The following is a 16,856-nucleotide window of genomic DNA, read 5'->3' on the forward strand; positions in this document are numbered from 1 at the left end:
ATGAGTCAAACGGACGAATATCGTTTTCAAGTGAATTTGGGCGGCATGATTGATATTTTGGCCAATCATTTATATAGCAGTCCACGAGTGTTTATACGTGAAATACTGCAAAATGCAACAGATGCGATCACAGCTCGCAAGGAGCTGGGGAAGGCTGCTGCTGAAAGTAAACCAATGAAAGAAGACAATACTCTTGGAGATACAGCTTTCGAGAGTAACGACTATGAAGGCAAAGTCATCGTGGAGCTATCCGGTGCCGGGGACCAGCAGGTATTGATGATTCAGGATAATGGGATTGGATTGTCTGAAGAAGACATTCACCGGTTTCTGTCGATCATCGGGCAGTCTTCCAAGAAGGGAGCTGACTTGCTGACCTCGGAGACTTCATTTATCGGGCGTTTTGGGATTGGTTTACTGTCTTGTTTTATGGTGAGTGATGAGATTGTAGTACTGACCCGTTCGGTGAAGGAAGGCGTCTCTATGGAATGGAAAGGGAAGCCGGATGGGACATATACAATTCGTCGATTAGAGACTGAGCTGCCTACAGGGACGCAAATTTATTTGCGCTGCAAGCCAGGGAGCGAGTTTTATTATGAGCCAGCTCAGGTGAAAGATTCTTTATTTTATTATGGAGCCTTGCTTCCCTATCCTGTCCTGCTGTCTGTAGACGGGGAGACCAAGCAGGTCAATCTTCCATCGACAAGCTGGATGCAAGACCCGGAACAATTACGAAGCCGCCGCGGTGAGGTGCTGGATTTAGGCTATCGTCTGATGGGTGAGCGCTTCAGTGATTTTATACCGCTACGGACAGCATCGGGTAGAACAGGCGGGATTGCATTCATTTTGCCTCGCAGTGTTAATCTGAACAGCAAGCGGCAGCATCGGGTGTACCTGAAGCATATGCTCGTGTCTGACAAAGCGGAAAATGTATTGCCAGAATGGGCATTTTTCATTAAAAGCCTGATTTGGACAGATGAATTGCAACCAACGGCATCACGTGAATATTTTTATGAAAATGAGCAGCTTGATGCGGTTCGTTCTGAATTGGGGACCTGTATTCGCGAAGAACTGCTACGCATGGCGGAATATGAGCCAGACCGCTTGCAGCACTGGATTCGTTTGCATGAGCTGTCCATGAAGGCGCTCGCGGTTGAGGATGATGAGTTTCTGCGGATTATGCATCGCTGGTTTTCCTTCGAAAGTACATTTGGGCGGCGCGAGCTGAGTGAACTGATCCGAGAGGCGGGCGGACGTCCGCTCCATTACACGGCGACCGTGGATGAGTATCGCCAGATTACGCATGTGGCGGCAGCGCAATCGATGCTGGTGATCAATGGCGGATATATCTATGATGCAGAAATTTTGGATAAGCTGCACTGGATCGACGCTACCCTGCAAACAGAGCGACTCAGCCCTGAGGATGTATCTTTATCATTTACCGGACTGACGCAGGAAGAGCACACAAAGTATTACGGTGTGCTGCGTGTGATGGATGCTGCATTGCAGCCAATGCGTTGCCGTGCTGAGTTGAAGCGTTTTGAGCCTGCGAGCTTGCCTGTGCTTTACACCATTTCACAGGATGCACTAACCTTGCGCTCCATGGAACACACAGTTGAAGAGACAACTTCACTTTTTTCCAATGTGCTAGATAGTCTAAAAGCGGGAGTCCAGCAGAACGCGGGCTACTCGACCTTGTATTTTAATTTCAACAACCCGGTAGTGGCGCGAATTTTTGAAGCTACTGATACACAGATGATTACGGCTGCCACAGAAATGATGTATGTGAATGCACTTATGATGGGTCACTATCCGATGAACCGCAGTGAGCTGGAGCTGATGAACCGGAGTGTGCTGCATTTTATCAATTGGGGATTAGGGAACGGACAGAATACGTAATTGCGTAATAAAGGAGGATTCAAATGGAAGAGACGATATATGAATTGATGGAGCAGGCGCAGGATATGCCCGGAGGGGCGGCGAAGCTGGCGATTCTGGAAGAGGCTGTTCGCTTGGCGGATACTTCAGGTTTGAAGGAGCTCGCTTATGAAATTCGGGGAGAGATTGTAGACTGTGCTATTTTTAACGGATATCCATTGAAATCACTGATTGCTTTTTCATGGCAGCTGGGTCAATTTGACCAAAATCCAGAGGAGTACGACCCCGTTGAGCTGTTGTGGAACTACAAATGGATACTCGGGAAGGTGTGCAGCTTTTCCAATATATCGAAGACTCAAATCGAAGATTTGGTGGAGGATATGCGCAGACGTTATGCCGAATACGGGTATAATGAGCGTCCATATTACTATTATAAGTTCCGCATCGCGATGGACATGGGGGAACTGGATGAAGCACGGCGGTATCTGGATATGTTCCGCGTGATTGAGCCAGACAGTATGAGCGATTGTGAAGCCTGTGAGCAGAGCCAGATGGTGCGGTTCTATTACTTGACCGGAGAAGACGAGCAGGCGCTTGCCGTGGCAAAACCGATTTTATCGGGACGGATGAGATGTGCAGAAGTACCGCATGTGACGCTCTCGCAGGTGCTATTGCCGCTGTATCGTCAAGGCGAGGTTGATCAGGCGAAGGAGCAGTATCGCAAAGGCTATCGCCTGGTTCGTGATGACCGAGACTTCCTGAAAACGATCGCAGAGCATATTGAGTATTTGACAGTTGCAAATCCGATTGAAGGCATCGGAGTGGTGGAACGTCATTTGCACATCGCACTGGACTATGAGAGCGGATTGGAGCAAATGTATTTTTACGCAGCGATGGTGGGGTTGCTGCAAAAGCTGGATACTTCGAGCAAACTTCGTTTGATTCGGATGCCTGCGTCTTTTGAATGGGGCAAACAGGAACGTACATTAGAAGAGATCATCGCATATTTTAAACCTCTGGCAGAGTCAGCAGCAGCCGAATTTGATCGACGGAATGGGAATACATTTTATTCGGATTGGATCGGGAAGATTGTTCAACCAGCGTAGAAGAACAGGCATCTGGGATGAATATTTTATACAGCCCAAACAATGAACGAGTACAATGTTCTTGTTTGAAATGACAGGAGGGATTAGATCGTGACTATGACCCAGAAGGTGATTAATTTTGCACATCGCGGAGCTTCAGGGGTATGTCCTGAAAATACGATGGTGGCTTTCCGCCATGCGTTAGAACTGGGAGCAACGGGTATTGAAACGGATGTGCAGCGTACCCAAGATGGGCATTTGGTGCTAATTCACGATGAGTCGCTGGAGCGCACGACAGGCTGTCCACTAGATGTAAGAGATATCACGCTGGAAGAATTAAATAAACTGGACGCAGGCAGTTGGTTTGATGAGAAATTCCGAGGCGAGCGGGTACCGATGCTGGATGAGTTATTGGAACTGGCCCAGTCCTCGGATACCATTATTAATCTGGAATTGAAAAATAGCGTTCATCTCTATCCAGGGATGGAGGAAGAGGTTATTGCCGCTGTGAAGCGTTTCGGATTGGAAGAGCGGGTGATCTTATCCAGCTTCAATCACGAATCGCTCGCGCTCTGTGCGCAGATAGCCCCTGAGATCAAGACGGGAGCGCTATATATTGAAATTATGGTTCGCCCATCGGAATATGCAACCCAATTCGGGGTTACAGCACTTCATGCCTATAAGCAAGTGGTTACACCAGAAGCTGTGTCTGAGGCCTTGGCATTAGGTGTCGTCTACCACCCATGGACGGTGAATGAGCCGGAAGAAATGGAACGTCTGCTGGAGGCTGGAGTGAACGGCATCATTACAGACTACCCAGATCGATTGGCGCACATTCTAGCTGTCCACTCTTCTTAAGAGGAAGGCGCAGCAAAACTACACTACTACTAGAGATTGTACGGAAATAGTAGTAGAAATGTATTGAATGAAAAAAGACTCTCCTACGTACTCGCTTTCACGAGACAAGGAGAGTCTTTTTTTGCTTGAGCCGAAGAGAATATGATCACGACAATTTTGATCCCGTTCTATTTGATGCCAAGTCTCATACGATAGCTGAACAGGATATCCAGTGTTCTGCCTTCAAAATGATTCTCTACCAGCTTCACGAAGCGAGCTATATCGTCATCAAGTGTTCGATTGCCAAGTTTGAAAAGACTCTGAATCCCCCCTTGGCTAAGAGCGAGCCCAGTATAACGAGCAGCGTCACATTGCTCACGATTGTGGAAGACAATCTCCCGAGTATAGCGAAATTGTCCGCTGCGGTGCAGATTAGCTAGATGCTGATCTTTACTCCATTTATGAGCTCGTTGCTCTACTGGCGCTTCCTGTTCCAAAGTGGCATCTGCTTTGGTGATAAGCTCTGTATAAGCTTGCTCTATCTGCCATTGCAGCACTGGAGGCCAGTCACAGTCAAAGGCCGCAAACACACCGCCTTGAGCCAAGACCCTGCCTGCTTCCTGAAGCGTGCTCTCGGGGTCCATCCAGTGAAAGGATTGAGAGCAGGTAATGACGTCTACAGTGCTGTCCTCAAAGGGCAGGTTGTTGGAGAACCCGCTCTCGAAGGAAATAGCTCCTGCCATTGTCGTTCCTGCTCTCTCCAGCTTGCGCTGCGCTATTCCTCTCATGTCCGGGTTAGGCTCGATGCCGACGATTCGCTGAGCGCTGTCTTTCCATATGAAAGTTGAAAGTCCGGTACCGCAGCCAATATCGGCAACTAGCTCTACGTTCCGATCCAGATAGCGGCTGATGATTTCCACCACGAGTGATGGCGCTTCTGGACGGTGCTGATCGTAGTTGTCGGCAAAGCCATTGAAACGATCCACATTACTTTGCAGATTTCCCTCAGGAATCATAGGGTCTTTTCCTCCTTAGCTTCGGCCGGGCGACCGAACAAATTCCGATGTTCTGTACTCTTACATTGTACAAGTTTATGTGCTTAACCAGCTACTTTTGTGTTTTCACAACATCATCGGATTTCGGTGGAGGAAAGTCTCCTATTTTATCATTGAAGCAAGCGCCCACTCACGCATCATAGAGTCAAGCATTGGACGTAAATCTTCGCGCTGCATGCCCATGTGGAGCACCGCTTCCAGATAGCCGGCTTTATCACCAATATCATAGCGTGTGCCCTCCAGCTCCAATGCGAGCAGTTGGTTCTGCAATGCTACTTGATGCAGAGCATCTGTCAATTGGTATTCACCGCCCGCTCCAGTCGACATGTTCTCTAATATGGAGAAAATAGAAGGCTCCAATACATAGCGACCAATGACGGCCTGTCGCGAAGGAGCATCTGCTGGAGCGGGTTTTTCAACAAGCCCGCCGACTTCATGAATAAGACCATTCTGGCGGATAGAGTCAATAATGCCGTATTTACTTACATCCTGTTCTTCCACTGTACGCACGCCGACCACTTGCTTGCCAGTGGCTTCGTATACATCCATCATTTGACGAATCGCCGGAGTGGAGGAATTCATAATATCATCGCCCAGTAACACGGCGAAGGGCTCATCGCCAATGAACTGACGGGCGCAGCGTACCGCGTGCCCCAACCCTAGGGGTTCTTTTTGACGGATATAATGAATGACTGCTTTGCCCCCGATGCTTTGTACTTCACGCAGGAGATCATATTTACCCTTGCTCTCCAGTACTTGCTCCAGCTCTACGGACTTGTCAAAATGGTCTTCGATGGCTTTTTTATTACGCCCCGTAACGATAATGATGCTCTCAATTCCGGATTTGATGGCTTCTTCTACGATATATTGAATCGCTGGTTTGTCTACGATGGGAAGCATTTCTTTTGGCAAAGCTTTCGTAGCTGGCAAGAAACGGGTACCTAAACCGGCGGCAGGAATAACGGCTTTTGTAATTTTTCTCATAGGGACTCACTTTCCTTTCAGGATGGGGAACCGAACACCCAGTATCGGCTCCCGATATAATTGATGATCATTCCGGCTGCAGTGGCGATCAGCTTGCCTAAAGCAAGCGGCAGCTCGGTTTTAGTGTGAAGCACTTGGAGTAATAAGGAGGTTATCCCCAATACGATGAGGTTGATGACGATAAATCTGAGTAACTGACCTTTGCTTGTGTTGTTTGCTTGTTGTTTGCTGAATGTCCATTTGCTGTTCAAAATATAACTGTTGGCTGTGCCGCAGCTGTACGAAATGATCTGCGCCACCACGACCGGCACTCCAGTCCAAGCCAGCAGCATGAAAATGATATAATCTACACCCGTATTCACCAGACCTACGATGCCAAATCGGATCATAGGAAGCAGCTGGGCCATGTGACTTTTCATGGGTTAGGCTCCATGGCCGGATTTGGGTTCAGTATATACCGCGCTGTTGCCGCGTACTGTACGTGCACCCGAAATCAGACTGTCACGGGCTCCTTGCATGTACAGGGAGTCGCGTTGTTCAGGAACCTTCATAGCATGCGTCGGACCGTTATCGTATTGTCCACCCAGACGCTCACGGACAATGTAGAGTGGACGCGCTTTGGTTTCGTCATAAATCCGTCCAATATATTCACCCATAATACCGAGGATAATCAGAATCACCCCGTCGAAGATCAGGCTGATGCTAATCATGGATGACCAGCCTTTCATCACATAGGAATCGGTGAAAAGGTTAAGAAACAATACATACATCAGATACAGGAAGCCGGACATGGATAGAAGTGCGCCGATATACCCTGCCAGCTTGAGCGGCTTAATCGAAAAGGATGTGATCCCGTCGAGACTGAGCTTGATCATGCGTTTTAGCGGATACTTGGTTTCGCCTGCGAGCCGCTCATCGCGCTCATATTCAACAGCGGTTTGTTTAAAACCGATCCAACTGACCAGGCCGCGTACGAATCGGTTATTTTCCGGCAGTCGTTTCAATTCATCTATGACCTTGCGATCCATTAGGCGGAAGTCCCCGGTGTCAACCGGGATATTAATATCCGTTGATGCTTTAAGAACGCGGTAGAAGAGGCTGGCAGACCATTTCTTGAAGCGAGTTTCGCCATTGCGTTTGAGCCGTTTGGCGTAGACGACTTCATAGCCTTCCTTCCACTTGTTAGCCATCTCAACGATCAGTTCCGGCGGGTCCTGGAGGTCGGCGTCAATGACGACGACCGCCTCTCCCACCGCATAATCCATCCCGGCGGTAATAGCTAGCTGATGACCAAAGTTGCGAGAGAAATCAATCAATACAATCGTATCATCTCTGAGACTGAATTCCTTAATAAGCTGGACGCTGCGGTCCGAACTTCCATCATTGACGAAGATTAGCTCGTAGGGCTCTCCCATTGAGCCCATGACTTGTTTCAGCCTCCGATAGGTTTCCGTAATAACGGCTTCCTCGTTGTACATTGGAATAACTATGGAATAACGGATGGGTTCACTCATTCGTAGTTCCTCCTCATTTATAATGTGATTTCGTATAAAGTACCGCTTCCGCCACGCTCGTCTCCGCCAGGTCCACCTTGGCCATTCTGAGCGCTCGCATTGCTGTTTGTGGTGTCGTTTCCGCTGTCGGTTGCTTTCGCTGCTGTACTTGTTTCCCCTGTTGTTGTTTTCCATTCATCTGTAGGGATTACTTTGCCGTGTTCCTTGATCCATGCAGTGACTTCGGAGTTGCCGCCATCCGGTCCACCGCCGCCACCAGAAATCATAAAGTATTTCACTTGCCCACTTTCAACCAGCGCCTTGATTTTATCGACGGTATAGACCGGATCGGAAGACACAAAACCGTTCATAATAATTACCTTTTGTCCGGCTTCGATCAGGTAAGGAGCGGCTGTTGAATAATTACTTGCTGCGAAAAGATAGGTTTCCCCTGTGTTGTTTTTTTGCAAGTAGCTCAACGTTTTTTGATCTAAACTTTGACTGCCATTCGGTCCTCCCATTCCTCTGGAGCGGGTAGAAGATCTCTGTTCCGTGGTAGTACTTGTTTGTGTGTTTGAAGTATTTCCGTCAGAGCTGGGATTGTCTGCATTATTGGTCTGGTTATTCGCTTGAATTCCTTCAGCTTGTTGTCCATTGAAGCCTGAACCTCTGTTGCCATCATTGCGGCCTGGCATTCCACCACCGCCGCCAAATTGAGTCGGTCCAGCTTGTGGAATCATGCTGTTCCCCCCGTAGACGATTGGTGTCAATGCCCAGTACACAGGACCGATAAACATAGCGAGTACACTTGCAATAATGGCATATCTTGTGAACTTCTCGGATTTCATTCGTGCTACTACCAGAAGTGCTGTGCCGATGATCCCTACGATCAATACCGCGATGGACCAGCCGCTACCGATGGTGTCGTTGTAATTTTGCAGAATGAACCAGCTAAATACCGATGTTGCCAATACTGCCACGGGTAATAGCCAGGAGAGCCAGTTGGAACGCTCACGATACTGCTGCCACAATTCTACGAACCCTGCTCCAAAGAGCGCTGCAATCGGTGGTGCAAGCATAATCAGGTAATAATGATGGAAGAAACCTGCTACGCTGAAAAATGCAGCTACGGGAATCAACCAGGCGAGCCAGAAGATAACCTCTTTATATTTCTGTGTGATATTACGGCGTCGAATACCGGCAAGCAAGCCGATAGAAGCAATGATTACGAACGGAAGTAGCCAGCTGGCTTGGCCTGATAGGGAAGATTGGAACAACCGCAAAGGCCCCTTTTCACCAGTACCGAACATGCCGCCACCGGAATTTCCACCCGGGCCACCACCAGGACCACCCTGTCCGTCTCCACCAGGAGCGCCTTGTCCGTTCCCACCGAATCCGCCCGGTGGCATTTGACCACCTGCACCAGGTCCGCCTGCTGTCATGTTGTTGGCACCAGAATCATCTGTAGTGGTAGTGCTGTCGGATGATGGAGTTGTCTGGATCTGATCCGTGTTCGTATTGTTGCTATTGGTTGCAGCGTTGTTGTTCTGCTCTGAGCGTTGACCACCACGATTTCCACCTGTTCCCTGATCTCCTGTCAGGCGGGACAGGCCGTTATAACCGAAGGCCAAATTCAGTACAGAGTTGGTGCCGCTACTCCCCATATAAGGACGTTCATCGGCTGGAGTGGAGTCCACTATGACTGCCCAAGAGAGCGATACAATCAAGAGGACTACTGCCGAGCCTGCCAACGTAATTGCTTTACGTTTCCAGTTAAACTTGGAAGCCAGCAGATAGAACAGGCCCAACGCCGGAACGATCATATAGGCTTGCAACATTTTTTCGTTAAAGGCGATGCCGACGACTGCAAAAGCAGCCAGGATCAACCCGGTTTTGCTATTTTTAAGGCCTCTGAACAACAGCCAGGTTGCGAGCAATAATGTGAAGACCAACATAGCGTCAATGTTATTCGTGCGGCTAACCGCTACGGCTATCGGTGTTGTTGCCATGGCGAAGGCAGCCAAGCGTGCGGCCAGTGTACCAAAGCTCGGTTTAACGAGTAAGTAAACGAGCAAGACCGATCCGACCTGAGCCAGCGCCTGCGGCAAGATTACGCTCCATCCGTGAAGCCCGAATATATAGGTGCTCAACGTCTGAATCCAGAACACCACTGGCGGTTTGTCTACCGTTACCGATCCTGCAGAATCAAGTGAGGCGAAAAAGAAATTATGAAAGCTCTGCAGCATGCTTGCTACTGCCGTCGTGTAGTAGGTGTTTACGTATTTGTCTTGCCAGATGTTGTATCCGTTCAAAAATGCGGATATCAGCATAATGATGATCAGGGGGATGTCCGCCCTGGTCTTGAACCATTTCTTAATCATGTTCATTCCACTCCCTGTGAAAATTCTTTGTTTTTATTCCGTTGTTCTAGCCGCTATCTTCAGGACTGCGGAATGACCAGTCGCTTCCGATCTTGGCCCGGTGAACTACCGGCTTGCTATTATCATGCCATACGTACCTTAATGAGTTCTGAGCGCTCCCTGAACGTTAGCTGAAAGCTGAGATGAGGTGCTTTTTTTACGGCAGGATTCAGGTATATTAGATACAGGTAAGAAATGAACCGACTTTTAATGTGAGAAAAATGCGCCAATATGAAAGGGAAGATTAATGATGAATCCAATACACGGAGTTAAGATTATGCTGGCGGACGATGAGCCTCATATTTTGCAATTTTTAGAGCTTGGACTGATTAATGAAGGGTATGAAGTCAGAACCGCCGAGAACGGGAGTGCAGCGCTCGATCTGGCTAGAGAGTTTCGTCCGCATGTAGCGGTGCTGGATGTTATGATGCCTGAAATGAACGGTTTTGAGGTATGCCAAAGTCTTAAGGAGACAGAGGATAACATCGCAGTTATTATGCTGACAGCCAAGGATGATGTGGACGATCGGGTAAAAGGGCTCAAGCTCGGCGCGGATGATTATATCGTAAAGCCCTTCAGTTTTAATGAACTGCTGGCTCGCATCGAAGCGCGTTTGCGAAATCAGTTCCCAGACCTGTTGGGGGAAGTGGTTCACGGACCCTTTCAAGTGGATGACCGACGGAAGGAGATTCGCTATCAGAACCAGGTGCTGGAGTTATCGCCTACCGAATACGAACTATTGAAGTTTCTGGTGTTGAACCACGGAATTGTGCTGAGTAAAAGTCGTATTTTGGACCGAGTCTGGGGGTATGATTTTGGGGGCGAGGATAATATTGTGGAAGTGTATATTCGCTCCTTGCGTGAAAAACTCAAAGATAAGGAGCATCGGGTCATTCGGACGCTGCGTGGTGTTGGGTACCGAGTGGATTTGTTATGAAGGCGGGAGGGAAAAGTCGGAGAAAATATGCGCTTCGTTCTCTCCGGTCCCAGCTTTTGGCCAGAACCTTACTCATTTTGGCTTTATTGCTCGTATTGATCGGTTTTCTCCAATACTTTTTAATGAAAGATTTTTTGTATCGCAGTCGGGCGGAAGCTATGGATACACAGCTGAATTCAATACCTGCCGACTTATTGATTAAGGATTCGCAGGAAAAGAGCGGGGCTGGGGTCACTGTTCCTCAAGATGAGACCAATCGGAGAAGTAATCGACCGGGACCATTTCTGTTTTGGCCGGATATGTCGCTTGCTTCTATAGGTATAGACGGCACCTTCCAGAGCTTGTCCAATGAAAATGGACTTAAACCGCCGCGCCTCACCACTCAGCAGTATCGAGCAATGCAGCAGAGCAAGCGCATGCGTCACGGCTATCAATTAATTACGGATGCTCAGGGAAAAGAACAGCTGGTTGTGTTTCGCCCACTCGGACCACCAGACCGTTCGTCAGGGTTACTTCAAATGGGCGTATCCACGAATTCTATGCAGGCGCAGTTGATCAATCAACTCCGCACCTTTATTTTATTGTCCCTGATTGCACTTGCGATTGGTTTAGCACTTATGCTTCCTGTGCTTCGCCGCACATTGGTTCCTCTTTCCAGAATGGTCGAGGCAGTCAAACGTATTGATGCGGGCAATTTGGACGAGCGCTTTGACGCAGAGCAGGGTCAGTATGAGGTAGATCGCTTGGCAGTTTCATTTAATGGAATGCTGGAGCGGTTGGAGCATTCTTTTGCTGCCGAGCGGGAATTGCAGATGCAAATGCGACGATTTATTGCGGATGCCTCCCATGAACTGCGTACCCCGCTCACATCCATTCACGGTTTCTTGGAAGTGCTGCTTCGTGGAGCAGCCTCCAATCCAAAGCAGCTCCAATCAGCACTAGAGAGTATGTATGGTGAATCCAAGCGGATGAATAAGCTTGTCTCTGATTTGCTATTGTTGGCTAAGCTGGATCGAACACCGGAGTTGAAGCTGGAAGACATATCACTAGATGCATTGCTGCTGGAAATGAAACCGCAGCTCCTTATGCTGGCAGGCACACGTAAGGTAGTTTTTGATATGACAGCAGGTGTACGGGTATTGGCAGAAGGCGATAAGATCAAACAAGTCGTGCTTAACCTGTTTCACAATGCTGTTCAACATACCGATATGGAGAAGGGCGTGATCCATGTCAACCTATCGGCTGGTAAGAAACTGGCAGATATTCAAATTCGTGATAATGGACCCGGCATGGAGAAGGAACAGCTGGAGCGGATATTTGAGCGATTTTATCGTGGAGATGAATCGCGTACACGCAGCTCAGGCGGAGCGGGCCTTGGTCTGGCTATTACACAATCGATCGTGGAAGCTCACGGTGGGAGCATTACAGCTGAAAGCACACTTGGAACGGGGAGTATATTTAAAGTAACGTTGCCTTTAGCAGGAACAGTATAGTATCGCAGATTATGGTCTAACATAAGAATAGCCCCCCAAACCGCGACTTTGGTTAAATAACGGCTTGGGGGGCTTTTTTAATTGTTAGTTAATCAGCGCAGCTTTTTTTAAAAGTACATGCAGCACCTTGGCAGATGCCTCACGTGTTGTAGGCGCATTCGGCTGGAAGTAGGAAGAGCCTTTGATCGTGGCTCCGTTAATAATACCTGCTGCACTTACTTTTTCAATACTGTCCTTGGCATAGCCTGCAAAGGATGAAGTATCATGGTACGGTGTGCGTGCAGGACCATCGGTTGCTGTTTTGATTTGAAGCAAGTCCACTGCTTTGCCCAGCACAACAGCAATTTCTTGACGACTGATATTTGCTTGCGGATCAAACTTGTCGTTATTGCGACCTGTAATCAATCCGGCCTCATATGCGGCTGCCACATCCCCGGAATACCAGCTACCTGCCGGAATATCACTGAATGGTGCAGCAGTACCTGGTGTCAGGCCAAGTGCCCGGGTGATCAAGGCTGCAAATTCTGCACGCGTCACGTTTTGCTTCGGTGAGAATGTTGTATCGGTTGTGCCGTTAATTAGCAACTTATTCGCTAGCGATCGAATTTCGGATTGGGCATACGACGATGAAATATCTTCAAAGCTAACAGGACGTGTCGCCGCTGCATACGTGGAGAAGCCTGGACGACTTACCTTAACGATGGTAGATCCATCAGCTTGCTTGGTGAAAACGGATGGAACGGGATAGACATTTCCATTCGCCGTATAGAGCACACCGGCTGTATTAGGATCAATTTGACCAGGTACGGTAAAGGATCGGCTAATGAACTGTCCTGGGACCACTTTAAGCGGTTGATTCTTGCCACCAGTGACAACGTTGACCTCAAACCCTACCGGGGTGCCGATCACATTCGAGCCTTTAAGCTTGCTTGTAAATGTGCCGCTCGCCTCTGCCTGGCTACTGATGACCACTTCAATGCCTGCACCTTCAGGTGCATTTTTTAGAGCAGATACCGGCAATGCCAGGGAAGAACCTGTATTGCTCACAATCAGGCTGCTTCCTGCTGCGGCTTTGCCCAGTGTTGCCAGCTGTGACGAAGTGAGTGATGCCTTAGTCGTTTGGCCTGCTTGGCTAGTAGCCGACAATACGATAGCTGTCGGACTGGAGCCAGCTGCTGTCACGGCAGCCTGCAGGTCTGCATCAGCTACTGTCAGTGACTGTACATTATTGTTTAACGCAACGGCTGTAGGCACAGTTTTTACAGCTTGTCCTTGCTTCACTACGCTTTGCAGTGAAGGTGCAGATGTAGCGACAGGGGTGGATGTTTTCGTTGCAGCAGAAGGTGTAGTATTGCTTCTGCCGCCACCTCCACCACCTCCGCCGCCGCTACTACCACCGGATGCGGCACTATTATCCACACGGATCGATTTCGTGGCAGTGAACAGTTTAGGACCATCGGTATTACGTTCAACTTCTCCCTTTTCATTCAGTTCTGGAGAGCTGACTTCCAGCTTGTACACGCCATCCTTCAAGTGTTGAATAACCGGCTGACCGTTAGCATCCAGAACAGGCTTGCCATTGTCATCAAATTCAACATAACTTCCGTTAATCCCCTTAAAGGAATATGCGCCTTGTTTGAGGCGAGCGTTAGCTCCTTGTTCTTTGGTAGTGGCAATCCCATCAATCAGACCGATTAGCTTATCATCTAATCCGTATACATAGAGCGCGATCTGATTGGTTTTATCTGTGGTCAGACGGAAAGCCAAATCTGTTGTGCGCTCCGCACCTGTACGACTTGGATAAATAATCGGGTTCGTGAAACTTAGATCCTGCAAGCCGAAACCTGTCGTTGGGTTTTCTTTGCCGACATGCACAACGAACGGAAGATGAAGTGTCGGCTGTCCAGCGCTTTTTAGAATAACCTCTCCTTCATATACACCTGTAGCTGCATTCGCACTTGGTTGTACAGACAGGAAGAACGGTTGCGATTTGCCTGGTTCTGCCGAGATAGATCCATTCGTGCCAACCCCCTGCAACTGAACGGTAATGTTGCTCACGTCAGGTGTTGCAATAGGCTTAGTTGGATCAGAGGTGACATTATCATGTAAAACGTAGCTGGCTTCATACTGCACAGGGTTTGCGGATAAGTTTTTGAGCTGAAGCTGGATCTGCTTCGCATCACTACCCGGTCGTAACACCCCGAAGCTGGCGGAAGGATTGTAATTCACAACTTCCTGCCGATTAAAGTTCTTGTCAAGAATCGTAATCTTTTCAACGGTTTCCAGCAGGGCTGGAGTCTGAATCGCATTTGCAATGTTTACAAGACCTGCACCTTGGGAATACACATCATATTGGATTTTATCCTCATCAAAGAGTGTAACCGAAGTGTTTGCCAGAGCAGCGCGGATATCAAACGGTGTCCAGTTCGGATGCTGCTGCTTCAGCAGCACCGCAAGTCCAGCCACATGAGGAGATGCCATACTCGTTCCGTTGCTGCGTTTGTAAGCTTGCTCATAGGATGCATCTGGATAGAACTTGGCGAAGGCAGGGTACGTCGACAAAATGCCAACACCCGGTGCGCTTACGTCTGGCTTGATGCTCAGCAGTTCATCTCCATTGGGTCCACGGGAGCTAAAATCGGCCATGGTATTACCTGAATGATCTGTGCGAATATAGTCTGCACCAAAGGAAACGGAGAACTTCTCTCCAGCGTTGTCTACGATTTGTTTAGCCAGCGCGCGACCTTCCTTACCTTTCATGTCAAAGGTCGGAATAAAGTCAAAGCTGTCACCCAAATTGGAATTTACGTAGTCATCGCGACCTGAAATGCTTTCCCCTAAATCAGCCTTGGTGATGTCACCAGGTTTCGTATTTCCATTGAAAACAATGACGGCTTTCGCGCCGTTTTCTTTCGCATTTGCGATTTTATCCACGAACGCCAGGTTGCCCCGTGATACGAGGACAATTTTACCGGCTACGTCTTTTCCTTCAAAATCATCAGCTTGTCCCAAATTAGCATATACAAGCTCATAAGGGGCAGTTCCCATAACGGAGGCAAAGTCCTCTCTGCCTGTCTCCCAGCCCATCAAATTAAAGTCGTAATGTGCATAGGTATCAGTAGTTACGGTTTTCTTTAATTCACCGTTGTCCTCCCAATAGGAGTCGCGTGTCACTGAGGCTGTGCCTGAGAAGCTCTTGCTTGGTGAAGTGGCTGCACCAACGGAAATCGCTAGCTGGGATGTTGCGGGAGAACCCATGGAATAAAAATAGGGTCCTTGTTGTGCAGCGTTACCGTTCGCGATGACCGCGACTACCCCGGAAAGTACCGCATTATTGATGGCGATGGCATCCGGGGAGTTGGGATCCTTTTCAGAATCTGAACCTAGCGACAGGTTGATGACATTCATGCCATCCTTGACAGCACGTTCAATACCGTCAATGACCTGAGCCGAGGAACCGGAGGAACGACCGGTCTTGGTATTGCGTCCAAGCACCTTATACACGTATAAGTCCGATTTATAGGCAATGCCTTTTTGTACAATATCCGAGGATTTATTTGCAGCTTTCCCGGCAATTGTACCGGAGACATGAGTACCATGTGTCGTTCCACTAAAACCTGTGCCGTACGGATCATTCTCTTTTTCAAGGAACGGTTCCTCGTAAGGGTCGTTGTCCTGTTCAAAAGAGTCATATCCGCCTTTGTAGGCTTCTTTCAAATCTGGATGCTCATAATCAATACCGGTATCAATAACCCCGACCTTGATTCCCTCGCCATGCAATCCTTTGGCCCAGGCTTCAGGCACACCAATTTGGTCCAGTGGTGCATTGTCATAAGTGGCTTCATTGGCTGTAAGTGTTGGTGGGTCCTGCACGGGGATGGAATAATATGTTTTGTTTTCGTGAATGGATTTAACGCCTGGTAGTTTAGCCAATTCTGGAATTTTATTGGCTGGCACTGTAACCTCCAGTCCGTTAAGCACCGTATTGTACTGGTAATTCACTTGAAGGGAAATGCCGTGCTCAGCGGCTTGGTCTACGAACGTTGTTTGCTCGGTGGCGATCGCAGATTCGGCTTTTTGCTCGGATTGAGCGGTGAAAGCTTTGGCGCTTGAACGTGCGGCATATTTGTCCACAGCTAGGGGCTCGCCATCAAGCTGTACGATGACTCTGACCTGACGAGAGGAGTCTGTGCTCAGCTCAGGTGAGATAAAGGCTGGAGCCGACTCAATAGTTAATGCTTCCTGAGCTTTTAAAAATGAGTCGATTGGCAGATCTGCAGTAGCGGCAGAACTGAAAGACGGTAGAGATAAGCTTACCGTCAAGGCAAGAGCGAGTGATACGACAGGTATTTTTTGCAAAATGATCGGCTTTTTCAAAGATTTCCCTCTTTTCAATCAAAATATGATATCTCTACATACTAGGATTTGAAGCCACTGCCGTTGTTCTCACGCCTCCCTTAATATCTAAAATAATAGAATTGACCACTGGTGACTAACTTGCCAGTTTTGAGGCATATCTTACCATATTGGTGGGATATATTACTATATGTTTTTTATATTTTTAGAAAAAATAAGGTTAACTTCACATATAGATTCCATGGAAATGTTATGAATTTACTAGATTATTTTTGAAATCAATCGAAGAGGAATGGGAGAATGCAAGATTTAATGATATAA

11 protein-coding genes are annotated in these 16,856 nt (G+C 48.2%); 5 read left to right on the plus strand and 6 right to left on the minus strand.

All coding sequences use genetic code 11. The features are described from left to right. The 3 genes from MMB75_RS20610 (at window position 1) to MMB75_RS20620 (ending at window position 3,818) form a co-directional block, all read left to right on the plus strand. Window positions 1–1,896: an HSP90 family protein gene (locus MMB75_RS20610; protein WP_019685878.1), complete on the plus strand. Its 1,896-nt coding sequence runs from the start codon at window positions 1–3 to the stop codon at window positions 1,894–1,896. A gap of 23 nt (window positions 1,897–1,919) precedes the next feature. Further along, complete coding sequence (locus MMB75_RS20615; protein WP_045244965.1) at window positions 1,920–2,981, plus strand: hypothetical protein; 1,062 nt, start codon at window positions 1,920–1,922, stop codon at window positions 2,979–2,981. Window positions 2,982–3,071: 90 nt separating this feature from the next. Next, window positions 3,072–3,818 carry a glycerophosphodiester phosphodiesterase gene (locus MMB75_RS20620; protein ID WP_045244966.1) on the plus strand — a complete coding sequence of 249 codons (747 nt, stop codon included), beginning with the start codon at window positions 3,072–3,074 and terminating at the stop codon, window positions 3,816–3,818. Between the two features lie 167 nt (window positions 3,819–3,985). Here the strand turns inward: MMB75_RS20620 and MMB75_RS20625 are convergent, their stop codons facing one another. The 5 genes from MMB75_RS20625 to MMB75_RS20645 all read right to left on the minus strand — a co-directional run bounded on the left by MMB75_RS20625 (window position 3,986) and on the right by MMB75_RS20645 (window position 9,710). Further along, window positions 3,986–4,813, minus strand: coding sequence for a class I SAM-dependent methyltransferase (locus MMB75_RS20625; RefSeq protein ID WP_016820232.1), 828 nt, complete (start codon window positions 4,811–4,813; stop codon window positions 3,986–3,988). A gap of 141 nt (window positions 4,814–4,954) precedes the next feature. After that, entirely contained in the window at window positions 4,955–5,836 is an 882-nt protein-coding gene (gene galU, locus MMB75_RS20630; protein ID WP_017425700.1) for a UTP--glucose-1-phosphate uridylyltransferase GalU, read from the minus strand. 17 nt (window positions 5,837–5,853) lie between these two features. Then, window positions 5,854–6,255: a GtrA family protein gene (locus MMB75_RS20635; protein WP_019685881.1), complete on the minus strand. Its 402-nt coding sequence runs from the start codon at window positions 6,253–6,255 to the stop codon at window positions 5,854–5,856. A 3-nt stretch (window positions 6,256–6,258) separates the two neighbouring features. Continuing rightward, window positions 6,259–7,350 (minus strand): glycosyltransferase family 2 protein, encoded by a 1,092-nt coding sequence (locus tag MMB75_RS20640; protein ID WP_016820235.1) that lies wholly within the window; start codon window positions 7,348–7,350, stop codon window positions 6,259–6,261. 17 nt (window positions 7,351–7,367) lie between these two features. After that, window positions 7,368–9,710: a glycosyltransferase family 39 protein gene (locus MMB75_RS20645; protein WP_019685882.1), complete on the minus strand. Its 2,343-nt coding sequence runs from the start codon at window positions 9,708–9,710 to the stop codon at window positions 7,368–7,370. Window positions 9,711–9,999: 289 nt separating this feature from the next. On the opposite strand from MMB75_RS20645, the gene MMB75_RS20650 reads away from it, so the two are divergent. Both MMB75_RS20650 and MMB75_RS20655 read left to right on the plus strand, forming a co-directional pair. Then, a complete protein-coding gene (locus tag MMB75_RS20650; protein ID WP_016820237.1) occupies window positions 10,000–10,686 on the plus strand; it encodes a response regulator transcription factor in 687 nt (228 codons plus the stop codon). Continuing rightward, window positions 10,683–12,179, plus strand: a complete 1,497-nt coding sequence (locus MMB75_RS20655; protein ID WP_019685883.1) for a sensor histidine kinase — start codon at window positions 10,683–10,685, stop codon at window positions 12,177–12,179. The genes MMB75_RS20650 and MMB75_RS20655 overlap by 4 nt, the downstream gene beginning before the upstream one ends. Window positions 12,180–12,263: 84 nt before the next feature. On the opposite strand, the gene MMB75_RS20660 is transcribed toward MMB75_RS20655, so the two are convergent. Continuing rightward, the gene (locus MMB75_RS20660; protein ID WP_019685884.1) at window positions 12,264–16,556 is read right to left on the minus strand and encodes a S8 family serine peptidase; all 4,293 of its coding nucleotides are present in this window, start codon (window positions 16,554–16,556) and stop codon (window positions 12,264–12,266) included. Between the last annotated feature and the right edge of the window lie 300 nt (window positions 16,557–16,856).

The organism is Paenibacillus sp. P2(2022), assembly GCF_029522175.1.
Classification (GTDB): Bacteria; Bacillota; Bacilli; order Paenibacillales; family Paenibacillaceae; genus Paenibacillus; species Paenibacillus polymyxa.

Excerpts from the sequence above, each read along its gene's own strand:
- MMB75_RS20615 (WP_045244965.1), top strand. The coding sequence starts at position 1,920 with ATGGAAGAGACGATATATGAATTGATGGAGCAGGCGCAGGATATGCCC.
- MMB75_RS20635 (WP_019685881.1), bottom strand. The coding sequence starts at position 6,255 with ATGAAAAGTCACATGGCCCAGCTGCTTCCTATGATCCGATTTGGCATC.
- MMB75_RS20625 (WP_016820232.1), bottom strand. The coding sequence starts at position 4,813 with ATGATTCCTGAGGGAAATCTGCAAAGTAATGTGGATCGTTTCAATGGC.
- MMB75_RS20610 (WP_019685878.1), top strand. The coding sequence starts at position 1 with ATGAGTCAAACGGACGAATATCGTTTTCAAGTGAATTTGGGCGGCATG.
- MMB75_RS20640 (WP_016820235.1), bottom strand. The coding sequence starts at position 7,350 with ATGAGTGAACCCATCCGTTATTCCATAGTTATTCCAATGTACAACGAG.
- galU (WP_017425700.1), bottom strand. The coding sequence starts at position 5,836 with ATGAGAAAAATTACAAAAGCCGTTATTCCTGCCGCCGGTTTAGGTACC.
- MMB75_RS20645 (WP_019685882.1), bottom strand. The coding sequence starts at position 9,710 with ATGATTAAGAAATGGTTCAAGACCAGGGCGGACATCCCCCTGATCATC.
- MMB75_RS20655 (WP_019685883.1), top strand. The coding sequence starts at position 10,683 with ATGAAGGCGGGAGGGAAAAGTCGGAGAAAATATGCGCTTCGTTCTCTC.
- MMB75_RS20650 (WP_016820237.1), top strand. The coding sequence starts at position 10,000 with ATGAATCCAATACACGGAGTTAAGATTATGCTGGCGGACGATGAGCCT.